At 70.1% G+C, this 15,850-nt stretch carries 15 protein-coding genes; 10 read left to right on the plus strand and 5 right to left on the minus strand.

Going from position 1 to position 15,850, the window contains the following annotated elements:
• The first annotated feature begins 21 nt into the window (after nucleotides 1–21).
• The gene (locus IB242_RS07515; protein WP_192277552.1) at nucleotides 22–480 is read left to right on the plus strand and encodes a hypothetical protein; all 459 of its coding nucleotides are present in this window, start codon (nucleotides 22–24) and stop codon (nucleotides 478–480) included.
• Between the two features lie 138 nt (nucleotides 481–618).
• Here IB242_RS07515 and IB242_RS07520 read toward each other — a convergent pair whose 3' ends face one another.
• Together IB242_RS07520 and IB242_RS07525 are read right to left on the minus strand one after the other, a co-directional pair.
• Nucleotides 619–1,071 carry a lipocalin-like domain-containing protein gene (locus IB242_RS07520; RefSeq protein WP_192277554.1) on the minus strand — a complete coding sequence of 151 codons (453 nt, stop codon included), beginning with the start codon at nucleotides 1,069–1,071 and terminating at the stop codon, nucleotides 619–621.
• Between the two features lie 450 nt (nucleotides 1,072–1,521).
• A complete protein-coding gene (locus tag IB242_RS07525) occupies nucleotides 1,522–1,953 on the minus strand; it encodes a hypothetical protein (RefSeq protein WP_192277556.1) in 432 nt (143 codons plus the stop codon).
• Between the two features lie 384 nt (nucleotides 1,954–2,337).
• On the opposite strand from IB242_RS07525, the gene IB242_RS07530 reads away from it, so the two are divergent.
• The 5 genes from IB242_RS07530 to IB242_RS07550 all read left to right on the plus strand — a co-directional run bounded on the left by IB242_RS07530 (nucleotide 2,338) and on the right by IB242_RS07550 (nucleotide 7,302).
• On the plus strand, nucleotides 2,338–3,489 hold the full coding sequence (locus IB242_RS07530) for an SPFH domain-containing protein (RefSeq protein WP_192277558.1): 1,152 nt from the start codon (nucleotides 2,338–2,340) through the stop codon (nucleotides 3,487–3,489).
• Nucleotides 3,490–3,521: 32 nt separating this feature from the next.
• Nucleotides 3,522–4,823, plus strand: a complete 1,302-nt coding sequence (locus IB242_RS07535) for a TFIIB-type zinc ribbon-containing protein (RefSeq protein ID WP_192277806.1) — start codon at nucleotides 3,522–3,524, stop codon at nucleotides 4,821–4,823.
• A complete protein-coding gene (locus tag IB242_RS07540) occupies nucleotides 4,820–5,068 on the plus strand; it encodes a hypothetical protein (RefSeq protein WP_192277560.1) in 249 nt (82 codons plus the stop codon). Before IB242_RS07535 ends, IB242_RS07540 begins: the two co-directional genes overlap by 4 nt.
• 896 nt (nucleotides 5,069–5,964) lie before the next feature.
• Nucleotides 5,965–6,831, plus strand: a complete 867-nt coding sequence (locus IB242_RS07545; protein ID WP_192277562.1) for a sensor domain-containing diguanylate cyclase — start codon at nucleotides 5,965–5,967, stop codon at nucleotides 6,829–6,831.
• Nucleotides 6,832–7,020: 189 nt separating this feature from the next.
• Nucleotides 7,021–7,302 (plus strand): hypothetical protein, encoded by a 282-nt coding sequence (locus tag IB242_RS07550; RefSeq protein WP_192277564.1) that lies wholly within the window; start codon nucleotides 7,021–7,023, stop codon nucleotides 7,300–7,302.
• 182 nt (nucleotides 7,303–7,484) lie between these two features.
• On the opposite strand, the gene IB242_RS07555 is transcribed toward IB242_RS07550, so the two are convergent.
• Complete coding sequence (locus tag IB242_RS07555) at nucleotides 7,485–7,862, minus strand: hypothetical protein (RefSeq protein ID WP_192277566.1); 378 nt, start codon at nucleotides 7,860–7,862, stop codon at nucleotides 7,485–7,487.
• Between the two features lie 226 nt (nucleotides 7,863–8,088).
• On the opposite strand from IB242_RS07555, the gene rlmF reads away from it, so the two are divergent.
• Nucleotides 8,089–9,075 (plus strand): 23S rRNA (adenine(1618)-N(6))-methyltransferase RlmF, encoded by a 987-nt coding sequence (gene rlmF / locus IB242_RS07560; RefSeq protein ID WP_192277568.1) that lies wholly within the window; start codon nucleotides 8,089–8,091, stop codon nucleotides 9,073–9,075.
• A gap of 146 nt (nucleotides 9,076–9,221) precedes the next feature.
• On the opposite strand, the gene IB242_RS07565 is transcribed toward rlmF, so the two are convergent.
• Nucleotides 9,222–9,833, minus strand: coding sequence for a YqaA family protein (locus IB242_RS07565; RefSeq protein ID WP_192277808.1), 612 nt, complete (start codon nucleotides 9,831–9,833; stop codon nucleotides 9,222–9,224).
• A gap of 775 nt (nucleotides 9,834–10,608) precedes the next feature.
• Here IB242_RS07565 and IB242_RS07570 point away from each other — a divergent pair.
• Nucleotides 10,609–13,650 carry a TonB-dependent receptor gene (locus IB242_RS07570; RefSeq protein ID WP_192277569.1) on the plus strand — a complete coding sequence of 1,014 codons (3,042 nt, stop codon included), beginning with the start codon at nucleotides 10,609–10,611 and terminating at the stop codon, nucleotides 13,648–13,650.
• A 145-nt stretch (nucleotides 13,651–13,795) separates the two neighbouring features.
• Here IB242_RS07570 and IB242_RS07575 read toward each other — a convergent pair whose 3' ends face one another.
• Nucleotides 13,796–14,308 carry a DMT family transporter gene (locus tag IB242_RS07575; RefSeq protein ID WP_192277571.1) on the minus strand — a complete coding sequence of 171 codons (513 nt, stop codon included), beginning with the start codon at nucleotides 14,306–14,308 and terminating at the stop codon, nucleotides 13,796–13,798.
• Nucleotides 14,309–14,400: 92 nt separating this feature from the next.
• On the opposite strand from IB242_RS07575, the gene IB242_RS07580 reads away from it, so the two are divergent.
• Together IB242_RS07580 and IB242_RS20425 are read left to right on the plus strand one after the other, a co-directional pair.
• Nucleotides 14,401–15,321: a LysR family transcriptional regulator gene (locus IB242_RS07580; RefSeq protein WP_192277573.1), complete on the plus strand. Its 921-nt coding sequence runs from the start codon at nucleotides 14,401–14,403 to the stop codon at nucleotides 15,319–15,321.
• Between the two features lie 274 nt (nucleotides 15,322–15,595).
• On the plus strand, nucleotides 15,596–15,850 hold a 255-nt coding region (locus tag IB242_RS20425), incomplete at its 3' end, for a hypothetical protein (RefSeq protein WP_225540078.1).

The following is a 15,850-nucleotide window of genomic DNA, read 5'->3' on the forward strand; positions in this document are numbered from 1 at the left end:
CGATCCGCACAGGACACCCGCATGCCGCATTACACGCCCCTTCCGCCCTCGGCCATGCGCGTCCTGCGCCCCCTCGGGCTCGCGGCGCTGGCGCTATTCCTCGCCTTCCCGCTGGCGATGCTGGCCGGTGTGGTGGCCGGTCCGTTCGATCGCGACACCATGCAATGGCTCGTGCCGGTCCTCGGTGCGGTGGCCTTCGTTCCGCTGATGCTGCTGAGCCGCGCCCGGCGCGCCCGTGCGGCCGAGCGCGCGCGCGTCGGTGAGGCCGGCCCGATGCCGGGGGGCAGTGTGCTGGTGGCCGGCGTACTGGCCGTCGCGCTCGGCATGAGCATGCTGCTGATGGCACTCGCGGGAAGCGCATCCGGTCCCGGCCCCATCGGCAGCGGCCTGATGCTGTGCAGCGTCGGCGTCGGCGGGATCGGGGTCGGGTTCCGGCGCGTCCTCGCGCGACGCGCCTGGCGGGCGTCGCGGCGCAGGTGAAAAGCCTCCGCCAGCCAGCGAGGCACTGCGGTCCCGACGCGTTGATCCGCCAACCGGCATCGAACCACGGCTGGCCTGCAGACCTGTCCAGCGCACCTGCCGGCCCTGCACCTGCCAGACACCTGGCCGGCAAGACGCCTAGCGGGTTTCGGTCGCGCGCTGGAAGGTGATGATGCTGCGCGTCTCGCCCTTGTCGGCCCAGTTGGGCATCACCCGCCAGGGCGTGAGCACCTGCAGGCGATCGCCGTCGAGCTTGAACTGGCGACGCTGCTCGGTGCCGACCCAGGCCGGATTCCACGCGACGTCCACCGCCGTGATCCAGTCGTTGCCCTCGATCCGCCAGCGGCCGGTGTAGGCGATCACCGTTTCCAGCAGCCGGGCTTTTTCCCTGTCGCTCTCGCCGGGCTCGCGGCCTTCCCCGGTGAGCATGAACCACACGCGTCCCTCAGGGGCGAAGATCGTGTAGCCGGTAGGCGCGTCGCCCATCGGCGGGAAGGTTTCGCCGGTCGCCTTGACCTCCACCTCGTAGGACACCAGCCGCCAGGTGCCCTGGACGGCGGGAGCATCGGTGGCGGGGGCTGTCTGGGTCATGTCCGCACCTCCGGCGGTGGTCTGTGGGCCGGCCAGCGCGCACAGCGGCAGTGCGAGCGCAGCGAAAAGCGGAGCGGCAAGATGCGTCGGACGCATGATCGGTTCCTCCACGGATGGGCGCCGCACGCCGCCGCATCTGGCAGCGTCGGCTGCAGCGAGTGTCGCACCGGCCAACGTGAACGGACGGTGGCAGCGCGGTGCATCGCGCACGCGGCGGTCCCGGGCGCCGGTACCTGGCAACTCCGCTGACGGACGAACGGCACGCGAGCGCATCCGGCACGCGGATGGCGTTGCCGCCGCGCCGTGCACGTCGCCCCTGCATGCGCGTGAGGTCATCCGGCACACGCGTCACGGACGCAGCCGCGATACCGCTGCAAACGCAGCGGCCGTCCCGAGGCGGGGCTCCGATACCGCCTGCCGGCACCGGCGCAGGCCGCCACATCGTGTGCCTCAGGGCCGAGGCGGTGGGTCGTCGATGCCGCGGGCGCAGCCGGAGGCCTGGGTGCCATCGGCCAGGGTGAGGCGGGCGGTATAGGGAAACCACGCGCCCGACATCGAGTCCTGGCAGGCCCGTCCGGCCAGCCGCGCCTCGATGCTGCCGTCGGCATCGGCGGCCGTGACCACCCGGCCATCGAGCACGACCTTGTTCGAGGTCAGCCTCAGCGGGCGCCGCGTGTCGATGCCGACCAGCAGCGCAGTTTCGCCGGACACGGTGAACTGCCAGAACGGCTCGTTGGTGGACACGACGACGTCGGCCGGCACCTTGGCCGGCGCATCCAACGGCGGCGGTGGTACGGGCGCGGGCGCGTCGCGGACGCCGCCACGGCAGCCGACGGTGGCGAGTCCAGCGAGGGCAACGACGATCCAGGCCATCCACTGCATCCGCATCTCCTCATGGCGGCGAACCGGAATCAACGGTAGCGCACCGACGGCACCGCGCGCAGGACGCTCACCGGTCCGCGCCTTGCGGCATGCATCTGCCGGCACCACGCGGGACGGCCTGCCCGGTGCGGGCCAGGTCGGCGCCCGACCACACGCGCCCTCTGGCGGTGGGCCTGCGCGACCTCGCCTGCATCGCGCCGCCAGCGCCTGCTCCATCAAACGGCCCCCCTCGCCCCCGGCGCGCGCCATCCCTGCCGCTCCCGCCACCACGGTCAGCCGGACAACCCGCAGACGCCCGGCCGCGCCCTTTCCGGCCGTGCACGCATCGGTATAGTTGGCCGCAATGGCGGGCACCCGGCCCGCCGACGACGCGCAGGAGTGGTCATGGGTCTGGTACAGGCGGTGAAGGGTGCGGTCGGCGGCGTGCTGGCCGACCAGTGGAAGGACTTCCTGACCGTACCGGCCGGGTTGCCGTCGACCGCGGCGCTGTTCGCCGCCGTGCCGCGCGGCACCAATGCCGGCCGTGGCTCGAACACCAGCGGCTCGTCCAACATCATCAGCAACGGCTCGAAGATCGTCGTGCCCGAAGGCTACGGCCTGCTGCTGATGCAGGACGGCGCGATCACCGGCTTCGTCGCCGAGGCCGGCGGCTACGAGTGGCGCTCGGACGACACCAACTCGCAGTCGATCTTCGCAGGCGACGGCATCGTCAGCCCGTTCATCCGCCAGAGCTGGGAGCGCTTCAAGTTCGGCGGCCAGCCGGGCAGCCAGCAGCTGGCGTTCTTCGTCACGCTGAAGGAGCTGCCGGACAACCGCTTCGGCACCCAGTCCGAGATCTACTGGGACGACGGCTTCCTCGGCACCCAGGTCGGCGCGGTCACGCGCGGCTCCTACACGCTGAAGATCGTCGACCCGATCCTGTTCGTGAAGAACTTCGTGCCTGCACGCTATCTGCAGCCGGGCCAGGTGTTCGACTTCACCGACCTGGACAACGCCGCCGCCAGCCAGCTGTTCAACGAGGTCGTCGGCTCGCTTGCGCCGGCCTTCAGCCTGTACACGAACGATCCGGGCAAGGGCAACCGCATCACCAGGCTGCAGCAGGATTCGCTCGGCTTCGCCAAGAGCCTGTCCGACGCGGTCGAGCAGGCCTACCAGTGGCAGTCCGACCGCGGCCTGGCCATCGTCAAGACCGCCATCGTCTCGATCGAGTACGACGCCAACACCCGTGAACTGCTGAAGACGGTGCAGCGCGCCGACGCGCTGTCCGGCGCGCGCGGCAATTCGAATCTGCAGGCCAGCGTCGCCCAGGGCATCCAGTCGGCCGGCGAACACAGCGGCGCGGCCGGCATCGTCGGCCTCGGCATGGCCACCGGCATGACCGGCGGCATCGCCGGCCTGCAGCAACCGGCGGCACCTGCCGCGCCGGCGGCCGACGATCCGGTGGCGAAGCTGAAGAAGGCCAAGGAGATGCTGGACCTGGGGCTGATCACCCAGGCCGATTACGACGCCGCCAAGGCGAAGGCGCTGGGTCTGTAAGCGCAGGCGCACCGCCCATGTCCGATCCGAAGATGCCGCCACCGCTGCCGGCGGCACCCGTCGCCGGCCCCGGTTCGCCGCGGGAGGTGCCGCCGCTGCCCGGCACGCTGCCGCTCGATCCGGCGACCCTGCCCGACCCGATCCGCGCCGAACTCGAGGCGCCCGATCCGTTGGCCATCGACACCGCCGCCGCCGAGCTGCGCGACGGCCTGAACCGCTGCCCGAAATGCGGCGCCACCGACATCCGCCCGCGCCTGGGCACCGACCTGCTGGTCTGCCAGTACTGCCGGCACGAATGGCACGGCGCGCGCGTGGAGGAGGCGTTCGGTTTCGGCGAGGGCCTGGACCAGCTGCGCGGCACGGTGGTCGCGTCGGGCGCGCGCGACATCGACGTCGATGCCGCCAGCCTGGTGAGCTTCAAGTGCAGCGGCTGCGGCGCCGAGGTCACGGTCAACACCGAAAGCACGATGACCGCGCGCTGCCACTGGTGCCGGCACGTGTTCGGCATCAACGAGCAGGTGGCCAATGGCGCCGTGCCCGACGCGGTGCTGCCGTTCCACATTTCCAAGGACGACGCGGTCGCGCGCATCCGCCAGTTCGTCGACAAGCGGCGCCTGTTCGCGCTGAAGGCGTTCAAGGACGAGTTCACGCCGGAGAACGTGGTCGGCGTGTACCTGCCCTACATGATCGTCGACGGCAACGTCAGCGCCGCCGTGTCCGGCCGCGGCGAGATCAAGACGCGCGAGTACACGCGCGGCACCGACAACAACAAGAAGACCTATTACGACGCCGACATCTACCAGGTCGAGCGGCAGGTGGACTTCACCGTCGACGACCTGCCGCTGGAGTCGTCCGCCGAACGCGGCAATCTGGATACCGCAGCCAACACCAACAACATCATCAACGCGATCCTGCCGTTCGACACCAAGAACGCGGTGAAGTGGAACGCCTCCTACCTGGCCGGTTTCAGCTCGGAAAAACGCAACCAGGACGTCGAGCACCTGCGTCCGCGGCTGGAGGACCAGCTGCTGTCGATCGCGCGTGCGCAGGTCGAGGGTTCGGTCCGCCGCTACGACCGCGGGGTGCGCTGGGAGCGCGAGCGGCTGGAGGTCCACGGGACCCGCTGGGTCTCGATGTACCTGCCGGTCTGGCTGTACTCCTACCACCAGCCCGGCCGCAACGGCGGCATGCTGCACTACATCGCGGTGAACGGCCGCACCGGCGAGACCATGGGCAGCGTGCCCGTGCAGCAGTGGAAGCTGCTGCTGGCCGCCCTCGGCACCGGCACCGTCATCGAAGCCCTCGCCCTCTGGATCCTGGTGGCCACCGCATGAGCGAAGACAGCGGACTCTGGTTGCTCGCGGCCGGCCCGGCCGGCGCGGCGGCCCTGTACTGGCTGCTGTACCGGTACTACCGCAACACCGACAAGTCGCACGCGTTCGAGCGCGAAACCAGCATCGACGCCAAGCCGGTCACCGGCAGCGACCGCAAGGTGGACACCATCACCGGTACCCAGGCCAGGCGCATCCGCGGCGACAACGTGCGCGCCTACCGCGAGCGCGTGCAGCGCGAGGGCTGAGCGCCGCGCCTGCCCGCCCATCCATCGGCACGGGCATGCAGCGCTGGAGCGCCCGGTCCGACGCAGGAACGCCCGATGCGGCCGGACACCGCAAGCGAGCGCAATGTCAGGCCCGACGCTGGTGGTGCCGGCGTCGCTGCGCGCCTGCGGCAGACAGTCCCGGTCGCGGCTGCCAGCGCGCTTCTGCGCGGTCGCGCTGGCAGCCAACGGCCCGTCCAGTGACCGCATTCCGGCCATTACCGGCAGCAGCATGGACGCAGGTCTCGATGCGGACCTGCCCGATGCCCGCGACGGCGACCTCAGCGCAGCGCCCGGCGTACCGCGCGGCGACAGCGACGGCGACGCGGTGCTCGCCATCCCGGCCGACTCCTGGCCGGGGACGCGCCCGACGCTGATCGTCCGTCCGTTCGTCGGCAGGCTGGCAGGCGGGGCGACACCGGCAACAGGGGCCGGCGCCTCGCCGCCATCCGCTTCGAACAGGCCGCGTCCGGCCGCCATGCCGTCCGGGTGGGCGCGCGCGAATCCTGGCCGATGCCGACTCGTCATCGAGCGCCTGCCGGCAAGGTGGGCCGGCACGGCAGCGGGGCGACATGGACCGAGCGCGTGCAGCATTTTCCGGCCGGCAGCCACGCGCGGTCTGCTCCTGCGGCGGCGTCTTCAAGAGGCCATCGCCAGGCTCCCGCTCCGCCGGAAGCGCCGGCACCTTCGGTGGCGCATGAACGCCGGTCCATGCCAGACGGCGGACGCGGCCCCGGGTAAGATCGGCGCCAGCTGTCCGCGGCGGGGGCCACTCCGATCCGCGGCGGCCGGGCCAGGGAGCGGCCGCCCCACGCATGTGGCGCGCACCCGCGGGAGCGCTGTCGCCTGCATCCCTCCCGGCTGCACCCTGCGACGCGATGACCTCGACCCTGCCGCCCCTCGCCTCCGTCCTCGACCTCCTGCCCGACGCGGTCTGCGTGGTCGATACGCGATCCCGCTACCTGTTCGTGAGCGCCGGCTTCGAGCGCATCCTCGGCTATTGCGCGGGGGACGTCGTCGGGCGGCCGGTCTTCGACTTCATCCATCCCGACGACCACACCGACACCCTCCGCGAGGCCGAGCAGGTGATGGAAGGCGCGATCCAGCGCCATTTCCGCAACCGCTACGTCCACAGGCAGGGCCACCTGGTGGACATGCAATGGTCGGCGCTGTGGAACGCCGAGCATCGCGTGCGCATCGGGGTCGGGCGCGAGGTCACCGAACTGCGTCGCGTCGAGCAGACGCTCGAACACCTCGCCAGCCACGATGCGCTGACCGGCCTGCCCAACCGGCATCGCCTCCAGCACGTGCTGGAACGGGAACTCGCGCAGGCGCGTTCGACCGGCGCGGGGCTGGCGCTGCTCTACATCGATCTCGACGGCTTCAAGACCGCCAACGACCGCGCCGGCCACGCGGCCGGCGACCGGCTCCTGCAGGAAGTCGCCGGCCGCCTGACGCAGTCGCTGCGGCCTGGCGAGATCGCCGCGAGGCTGGGCGGCGACGAGTTCGTGGTCGTGCTGCCCGGGTACGGCGACGCGGTCGCCGCGCGCCGGACCGCGGATGCGCTGCGCGCGCGGCTGCGCCAGCCGTATCCGCTCGCCGGCCAGCCGTTCCACATCGACGCCAGCGTGGGCATCGCCTGCTTTCCCGACGACGGCAGCGATCCGGCCGGCCTGCTCGCCCACGCCGACCGTGCGATGTACGCCATCAAGCACGCGACGCGCCGCGACAGCCACGTCGCCTGACGGCCGCGGCACGCGCTGCGCGACATCCGACCCGGCCCGGGATGAACGGCCCCGGCGCGCGATGACATCCTCCATACAAGGCGTTAACCGGCGCCCGCTAGGCTCCACCCCGGCGCATCCGCGCCCACGCACGCGTGGAGACATGCATCGGCTGCGCGATCGATCATCGAACCTGCAAGGAGAACCACCATGAGGAAGTTGTACGCCATCGCCGCCGCGGGCTGTCTGCTGGGCCTGAGCCCGCTGGCCTTCGCCGAGACCGTCACTCTCAGCAACAGCGCCGATGGCGCCAACCGCGATGCCGGCATCGCCGGGGTCAAGGAAAAGCTGGAGAAGGCCTGCACCGAACGTCGCGGCACGCCCGATGCCGAGTCGTTCGAGGTGGTGTTCGAGAAGACCAGCGAAAATCCCGACGTGCCCAAGCCCTACTACGTCGACGCGAAGATGAAGTGCGCGCTGCCGGACAGCTGACGCGTCGGGCAGCCGGGATCACCGGGCCTGCGTGCCGGGGTGCGGGGCGGTCCCACGAACCGGCATTGCGCAGGTACGCGAACGCCCCGCTCCGGCGGGGCGTTTCGCGGCCGGCAGTTGGACGCGCGGGCGTCGTGCCTTCGCGGACGGGCGCGACATGCAGGGACGCGCCGGTGGGCGCATCAGCGTGCCCGCTCGGGTGACGCCACGATGCTGCCGGTGAACTCGCCCGTCGTGAGGTTCTCGGTGCCGTCGAAGGTGGTGTCCACCACGAAGCCCACCGGCAGTAGATCGCCGACCGCTGCGGCGTATCCGGCCGTGTAGTAGTAGACGACATCGCAGCGCTTGACCTGGATCTCCTGCGTCAGGCTGCGGATCGGCGCACGCCAGATCTTCGGACGGGAGGTGCAGTCGGTGCGCGTGGCGGAATCATCGACGGCTTCCTGCTCTGCCGTGGCCACGGCCCGCTTCAGCTCGCGCATGATGGCGCGATCGGCGAGCCAGCCGGCGGATGCCGGGAACGAGACGAGCAGTGCGACGACGACCAGCAGATGACGCATGTCATGCCTTCCTTGAGCACTCTGCGATGCCACGAGGCAACGGCGCGCGATTCTAGCGCAGCATCATCCGGACCGATGCCGGAGCGGGTGCGGCTTGCCGGTCGCGCCACGGCCCACGCAGCCCCGCACGCACGCCTCCGCCAAGGCAGGCGATGTCGCTCCACGCGACAACACCGGCGGCGATGTGGATGATGCACGTCGACATCCGCCAGCCGCACCGCTTCGCATGACCCGCCGCCCTCCCCGCCCCGCTCCTCCCGCCAGCGCCGGGACCGTCCTGCATCCGCGCAACCGGCACCAGGGCCGCTACGCGTTCGCGCGGCTGGTCGCAGCGGATCCGGCCCTGGCCGCGCATCTGATCACCACCCCGCGCGGCGAGACCAGCATCGATTTCGCCGACCCCATGGCGGTGCGCACCCTCAACCGCGCGATCCTGCGCGCCGACTACGGCATCGCGCACTGGGATCTGCCCGATGGCGCGCTGTGCCCGCCGATCCCCGGCCGCGCCGACTATCTGCACGGCCTGGCCGACCTGCTGGCCGATACCGGCGACGGCACGATTCCGCGCGGCTCCTCCGTGCACGTGCTCGACGTCGGTGTCGGCGCGAACTGCATCTACCCGTTGCTCGGCCACGCCGAGTACGGCTGGCGCTTCGTCGGCAGCGACGTGGCGCCGCTGTCGCTGCAGGTCGCCGAGGCCATCGTGCAGGCCAACCGGCTGGACAAGGCGATCGGGCTGCGCCTGCAACCGCAGCCCCGGCACATCTTCCGCAACGTGGTCCGCGCCGGCGACCGCTTCGACCTGACCCTGTGCAACCCGCCGTTCCACGCCTCCGCCGCCGAAGCCGCAAGCGCCAACCAGCGCAAGGTTCGCCAGCTCGGCAAGGCATCGCCTCGCGCGTCGGCGAACGGCACGGCGGGCCCTCTCAACTTCGGCGGCCACGCGCACGAACTGTGGTGCACCGGCGGCGAGGCCGACTTCCTGCGCCGCATGGTCCGCGAAAGCGTCGCATTCGGCGCTCAGGTGCTGTGGTTCAGCAGCCTGGTCGCACGCAGCGAGCATCTTCCCGCGCTGCGTACCCAGCTGCGCCAGGCCGGCGCAACGGATGTGCGCGAAGTGGCGATGGCGCAGGGCAGCAAGCAGAGCCGCTTCGTGGCCTGGAGCTTCGTCGAGGCGCAGGCGCGCGTGGCCTGGCGACGCGGCTCCGACTGAACCGGAACGACGATCGCCGGATGCGGCGCCTGCCCCGGAATGCTGCCCGGCGGGCGCAGGGGGCGTGGTGACTCGGCGAGCGCATCCACGCGCTCCAACGTCGCCGGTCCGGGCGACGGACCGCACCGGATGCGCGGCGCACGCCTTCAGGCGAGCGCCTTCCAGACCACCCACGCCGCAACCAGACCGAGCAGCGCGGTGCACGCCCAGCCGACCGGCTCGACCCAACGCTCCAGCAGACGTCCCGCGCGCGCGCCACCGAAACGCAGCACCAGCGCGAGCAGATACACCCGCTTGCCGCGGCCGATCGCCATGCTGAGCAGGAACGGCAGCAGCGGGACGCCGACGATGCCCGACGCCCAGGTGAAGATTTTCAGCGGAATCGGGGTGAATCCGACCAGCACCAGCAGCCAGAACGCCTTCCACGGCGACTCGGTGGCCATCCGGCCGAGCTGCTCGACCTGCGCGTCGATCGCCGCGCGCCATCCCAGCGCATCGATCAGCGGCTGCGCGGCCTCGTAGGCGAAATGGCCGAGGGCGTAGCCCACCAGGGCGCCGCACAGCGATCCGGCCAGGCTCACCGTGGCGAACCACATCGCCCGCCGCGGCTGCGCCAGCGACATCGGCGCGAGCATCACCTCGGGCGGCACGGGGAACACGATCGCTTCGACCACGCTCATGCCGGCGAGGTAGCGCGTGGCATGACGGTGGGCGGACCAGCGCAGTGCGCGTGTGTAAAGCGGGCCGAACAGTTTCAAGGTGGATCTCGTACGGAATGCGCACCGGTCGCGGCGCGCGGATGGCAAGGCGGACGCGAGGCTGCGCACCGATGGCAGAGCCCTGCACGCGCGGCCGGCCATCCTAGCCACCACGAGAGACCGGCGCACACGCCATTTCTTTCCGTTACAAAACGCCATGAAGCCGCTGTGCCGCCCCTTCGCCACATGGCGACCGGTGCCGTGCATGTGCCGGCATCGACGCGTTGTCCTGCGACCCCGAGGCCGAGAGACGCATCACGACGCAGGTGCGGTGCCCAGGCCCGTGACGCAACCGGTGCATCGCAGCGGGCGTTCTCGATGGCGCCATCACCCTGCACGGTGCGCGGACAGCCGATGACCGCGCATCACCGGGCAGCGAACGCTCTGCTCGATGGTCGGCGCGGCACGTCGACGCCATGGATGCCGCCCGCGCATGCAGCGCATCCGAAAAGCACGCGCCTCATCCGTCGAAGCCAGCACCAGGCGCCATGCACGCACCGGAACGTCCCCGCCCGTGCATCCCTCCCCGTGGCCGGCACCGACATTCCCTCCGCTCATGAGCACCGTTGGCTATCTCATCAGGCGAAATGGGAACGCCAGCACGGCCCCGGCGACGCGCAGTATTTCGTCAACCTTCCGTAACGAAGCCGACATGGGAGAGGGACGGTCCGCTCGCACGATGCGATCGACCGCCGCCGGCCTTGGACACGGTGGGGGACGTTTCGGCCTGGAATTCCAGGTCCGGGGGATCGGCGACTTTTCAAGAGAAATCATCATGGCGACATTCGGGGTCCATCGTGCGCTGTCCAGGAACGTCAAGCGCACCGCATTGAGTCTTGCGCTGGGCGTCTGCGTGGCCGGCGGGGTACAGGCGCAGAGTGCAGTGGGATCGATCTTCGGCAGCGGGCAACCCGGCGCGACGATCGTCATCACCAGTCCGCAGACCGGACTGAGCCGGTCGATCAGCGCGGCCGCCGACGGGCGCTTCACCTTCACCCAGCTCCCGACCGGCAGGTACGTCATCACCAGCGACGGCCAGACCCGCGAGGTCGAGGTCAAAGTCGGCAGCGGTGTGCAGGTGCAGTTCGGTGCCACGACCGATCTGGGTGCGGTCAACGTGCAGGGGGCACGCGCGCTCAATCCGATCGATCTGTCCTCGGTCGAGTCGACGTCGGTGTTCACCTCCGACCAGCTGATCTCGCTGCCGGTGGCCAGCGACGTGTCGTCGGTGGCCCTGCTGGCGCCGGGTACGGTCAGGGGCGACAGCGGCATGGGCAGCGGCAACCTGGCGTCCTTCGGTGGCGCGTCGGTGGCCGAGAACGGCTACTACATCAACGGTTTCGACGTGACCAACGTGCGCACCTTCCTGTCGTTCGCCGACCTGCCGTTCCAGGGCATCGCCCAGTTGCAGGTCAAGACCGGCGGCTATGGCGCCGAGTACGGCCGCTCGCTGGGCGGCATCGTCAGCATCGTGACCAAGGCCGGCTCCAACGACTGGCATTACGGCGGCAGCGTCGAATGGACGCCCGACTGGGGCCGTGAGCCCGGCAAGGACGTCCGCGAACGCGACCCGGATGCAGCCGATCCGCTGTACGTGTACCGCAGCGACAATGCCTCCAGCAGCACGGTGTACTCCGCCTACGCCAGCGGACCGCTCATCAGGGACCGGCTGTTCTTCTTCGCGATCGCGGAAGGCCGCAGGAACACGGGCGACAGCTTCGGCGCCCTGACCAGCCAGCGCACCAGCAACACCAGCCCGCAAGGCCTGCTGAAGCTGGACTGGTACATCAACGACAGCAACCTGCTGGAGTTCACCGGCCTCTACAACCAGTACCGGACCCGCTACAACACCTACGAGTACGACCCGACCGCCGATGGCGGCAACCGCTACAACATCGGCCGCCACGAAGCGCCGATCGAGCAGTACGAGATCGAGAATGGCGGCAGGATCGGCATCCTCAAATACACCGGCTACGTCACCGACACCTTCACCCTGTCGGCCCAGTACGGCTACCTGAGCAACCTGATCTCCTCGCGCCTGCCCGCCGCCGGACCCGGCTCGGAGTGCCCGTGGGCCTACAGCTTCGGCCTGACCACGAGCGTGCTGGACCGCTACATCGGCTGCAACCCGGGCACCATCAGCACCATTCCCGATCAGGACGCCGCCCCGGACGAGGACGTGCGCAAGGCGTTCCGGGTCGATGCCGAGTGGGTGCTGGGCGACCACCGCCTGCGCTTCGGCGTGGACCGCGACACCTACGACTCCAGCCATCGCGGCCAGACCTATGCCGGCGGCATCAACTGGGCCTACTACCGGGTGCCGACCAATGCGGTGGCCACCGGCGCGTTCGCCGGCAGGCCCGGCCGCACGGTCAATGGCGAACTGGTCGCACCCGGCTCGCTTTACGCGCGTTCGCGCTACCTGGAAACCAGCAGCTCCAGTTACGAAAACATCAACAGCGCCTTCTACGTCGAGGACAACTGGCAGGTCACCGACACCCTGCTGGCCTACATCGGCCTGCGTGGCGAGAAGTTCGAGAGCCGCAACGGCGATGGCATCGCCTGGGTGGAATCGGACTTCGAGGTCGCACCGCGCCTGGGCTTCTCCTGGGATGTGAGCGGCGATGCCAGCTTCAAGCTGTTCGGCACGCTGGGGCGCTACTACATCCCGGTGGCCACCAACTCCAGCATCCGCGCCACCGGTTCGGAGTACCGCGAGAACACCTGGTACTACGCCACCGGCTGGAACGAGGCGGACGGGCGGCCGCTCGGACAGGGCGCGCAGATCGGCGATACCCAGATCAACGGCTCGCGCAGCGCACCCAACCCGGCCTCGGTCGCCTCCACCAACCTCTCGCCGATGTACCAGGACGAACTGATCCTGGGCACCCAGGTCCAGCTCACCGACCGCTGGATGGCAGGCGCCCGCCTGACCCGCCGCGAGGTGAAATCCGGCATGGACGACACCTGCACCACCAACGCATGGATCGACTGGGCGGCCGACAACGGCTACGACGACTTCGACCCGGCCTCGGTGCCCGGCTGCTACTTCCTCAATCCCGGCAGCGACGTCACCCTCAATGTCGACCTCGATGGCGATGGCACGGTGGAACTGGCCACCCTGCCCGCGTCCTACCTGGGACTGCCGGAGTACCAGCGCACCTACACCGCGCTGGAGCTGTTCTGGGAGCGCACCGGTGAGAGGTTCAACCTGCAGGGCTCCTATACCTTCGCCAGGACACGGGGCAACGTCGAGGGCTACGTCAACTCGACGCTGGAACAGGAGGACCCGGGCCTGACCCAGGACTTCGACCACCGTCTGTTCACCGACGGCACCTACGGACCAACGCCCAACGACCGGCAGCACACGCTCAAGCTGTTCGGTGCCTACACGTTCACCCCGGAATGGCAGCTGGGCGGCAACCTGCTGGTGCAGTCCGGCCGACCGATCAACTGCCAGGGCTACATCCCGCTGGAAGGCATCGCCCAGCCGGATGCGGGCACGCTCAGCAGCTATTCCGGCTCGAGCTTCTACTGCCTCGACGACGACGGCACGCGCGAGCTGCACCAGCGTGGCGACCAGGGCCGCACGCCCTGGACCTGGACGTTCGACCTGAGCGCGGCCTATGTACCGGACTGGGCGGACAACCGGCTGCGCTTCAAGCTGGACGTGTTCAATCTGTTCAACAACGACAAGGTCACCGAGTACAACGAGTTCAAGGAAGCCAGCCGCGACGTGATCAGCCGCAACTACCTCAACGACGTCAACTACCAGTCGCCACGCGCGCTGCGCCTGACGGTCCGGTACGACTACTGATCCACGCCGCTCCGTGAGGTACCGCTCCGGCCCCGTGAGGGGCCGGAGTCTTCCTGATGCATGCGTGGGGCAGTCCTTGCCGCGGTCGTGGTGCGACGGCCGACAACCGGGATGCACGCGCTGACGCCTCGCATCGGTGCGCCGCTCATCGCCTGACGTGAGTCGCCTCACTGTCGGTCGAGCCGGGCGCAGGGCGATCCAGCTGCACCGCCACCATGCCCAGCAGGATCAGGACCACACCGGCGATGCGCAGCCCACCGACCGGGCGGGCCTGCAGGCCCATCAGGCCTGTGGAGTCGATCAGCAGGGACGCCAGCATCTGCCCGGCGATCACGCTGACGATGAACGCCGACGCGCCCATCCGCGGGGTCAGCATCAGTGCGGCGGTGATGTAGGCCACGCCAGCCACCCCGCCCAGCCACACCCATGCCGGGCCATGCAGCGCGGGCCCGAGCGTGGGCGCAGGCGCGCGCAGGATCGCCAGCACCGGCAGCACCACCAGCATGCTGACCAGCAGCGAGGCGAGCGTGGCCCAGAGCGGGTGGCCGAGCGCGCGGCCGAGCGCGGCGTTGCCGGCGGCCTGGAAGGGCACCGCTGCGCCGGCGACCACGGCGACCAGCATCGGAACCAGGGCGGACAGGGAAGACGAAGAAGGCATGGCGACGGACCTGCGGTGCGGGAGAGGCCGCCATCGTCGGCAATCGGTTGCACTGATGGAAATTCGAAGTATGCACACGCATCATTCGGCGCATGGATGATCTGCGACGCATCGATCTCAACCTGCTGCTGGCGCTGCATGCCCTGCTCCAAGAGCGCCATGTGACCCGAGCGGCCACGCGCCTGCACCGCAGCCAGCCGGCGGTCAGCCATGCGCTCGCGCAGCTGCGCGCGCTGTTCGACGACCCGCTGCTGGTCCGCCGGGGACGGCAGATGCAGCTCACCACCCGCGCCGAGGCGCTGCGGCAACCGCTGGAAAGCGCACTGGGCCAGCTCGGGGCACTGCTGCGCGGCGACGCGTTCGATCCGGCGACCGCCGTGCGCACGTTCCGTGTGGCGCTGTCCGACTATGGCGCGCACCTGCTGCTGCCATCCGTCGTGGACCACCTGCGTCGGCTGGCGCCTGGCATCGCCCTGGCGATCAGCCAGGCCAGCCGCGACGCAATGCTTGCGCAGCTGGCCGACGGCGAAATCGATCTCGCATGCGGCGTCTTCCCGGATGCCCCCGAGCCGATCCGTTGCCAGACCCTGCTCGAGGAGCGGTTCACCTGCATCGCCGACCGCGCCACCCTGCCCCGGCGTGGCGCGCTGCCACTGGAGGCGTGGCTGGCGCGCCCGCACGTGCTGGTGGCGATGCGCGCCGATGCACCCAACGAGGTGGATCTGGCACTGGCCGCACGCGGCCTGCGCCGGCAGGTGGCGCTGAGCCTGCCGCACTGGAGCGCTGCGCCGCGCGTCATCGCAGGCACCGACCTGGTGCTCACCATCGCCAGCCGTGCGCTCGATGGCCTGGCGGACGACCCGCGCCTGCGCACGTTCGCACCGCCGCTTCCGCTGCCGCGCTTCGCGTTCCAGCAGGCCTGGCATGCACGGCGCGACACGGACCCGGCACATGCATGGTTGCGGCAATGCGTGCTGGCGGGCGCCGATCCGGAGGCGCGCGCACGACGGTAAGCAACGGCGTCGAAGCGCCTGCTGCAGGACGCGCCGCGTCGCCGCCGGGAAGATGGACGGCGTGCTGTTACGAGGCGGTCTCAGTCGCGTGCAGCTTCGCAACTCCGGCGCGCCCCCTGAGCATGGGTGTACTTCGGTCCGGTCCCGCCTTCTGCTGGTTCCGACAGACATCCCTGCAGGCACGGGCAGCGCCCACAACAGCACGATCCAGCTGCAATGCCCGAAGTGGCCATTGCATCGCCTTCCGCGCGTCGTCCAGCGCATCCGGAGCGTCATGCCGGTGCGAGTGCCGCTGACGATGCGTATGGAATGTCGCGCGCAACGCCCGCCGCATGGCTCATCCAGGCAGGAGACCCTGCGGAAGGCCAACGCCCTGTGCATGACCTTCTGCATGTGCGACCCCAGACACGACAACGGCCGGATCACTCCGGCCGTTGTCGTCGACGGTCATGGCCGGCGGAGCCGGCGCATGCGTCAGGGCTGGATTCCGCCGCCCGCAGGTCCGATGCACTCGCCGGGCGTGGTGCGG

This window comes from Xanthomonas sp. XNM01, from assembly GCF_014851915.1.
Classification (GTDB): domain Bacteria; phylum Pseudomonadota; class Gammaproteobacteria; order Xanthomonadales; family Xanthomonadaceae; genus Pseudoxanthomonas.

Coding starts and splice junctions, on each gene's coding strand:
- IB242_RS07540 (WP_192277560.1), top strand. CDS start 4,820: ATGAGCGAAGACAGCGGACTCTGGTTGCTCGCGGCCGGCCCGGCCGGC.
- IB242_RS07545 (WP_192277562.1), top strand. CDS start 5,965: ATGACCTCGACCCTGCCGCCCCTCGCCTCCGTCCTCGACCTCCTGCCC.
- IB242_RS07515 (WP_192277552.1), top strand. CDS start 22: ATGCCGCATTACACGCCCCTTCCGCCCTCGGCCATGCGCGTCCTGCGC.
- IB242_RS07525 (WP_192277556.1), bottom strand. CDS start 1,953: ATGCAGTGGATGGCCTGGATCGTCGTTGCCCTCGCTGGACTCGCCACC.
- IB242_RS07555 (WP_192277566.1), bottom strand. CDS start 7,862: ATGCGTCATCTGCTGGTCGTCGTCGCACTGCTCGTCTCGTTCCCGGCA.
- IB242_RS07530 (WP_192277558.1), top strand. CDS start 2,338: ATGGGTCTGGTACAGGCGGTGAAGGGTGCGGTCGGCGGCGTGCTGGCC.
- IB242_RS07550 (WP_192277564.1), top strand. CDS start 7,021: ATGAGGAAGTTGTACGCCATCGCCGCCGCGGGCTGTCTGCTGGGCCTG.
- IB242_RS07580 (WP_192277573.1), top strand. CDS start 14,401: ATGGATGATCTGCGACGCATCGATCTCAACCTGCTGCTGGCGCTGCAT.
- IB242_RS07575 (WP_192277571.1), bottom strand. CDS start 14,308: ATGCCTTCTTCGTCTTCCCTGTCCGCCCTGGTTCCGATGCTGGTCGCC.
- IB242_RS07535 (WP_192277806.1), top strand. CDS start 3,522: ATGCCGCCACCGCTGCCGGCGGCACCCGTCGCCGGCCCCGGTTCGCCG.
- IB242_RS07570 (WP_192277569.1), top strand. CDS start 10,609: ATGGCGACATTCGGGGTCCATCGTGCGCTGTCCAGGAACGTCAAGCGC.
- IB242_RS07520 (WP_192277554.1), bottom strand. CDS start 1,071: ATGACCCAGACAGCCCCCGCCACCGATGCTCCCGCCGTCCAGGGCACC.
- rlmF (WP_192277568.1), top strand. CDS start 8,089: ATGACCCGCCGCCCTCCCCGCCCCGCTCCTCCCGCCAGCGCCGGGACC.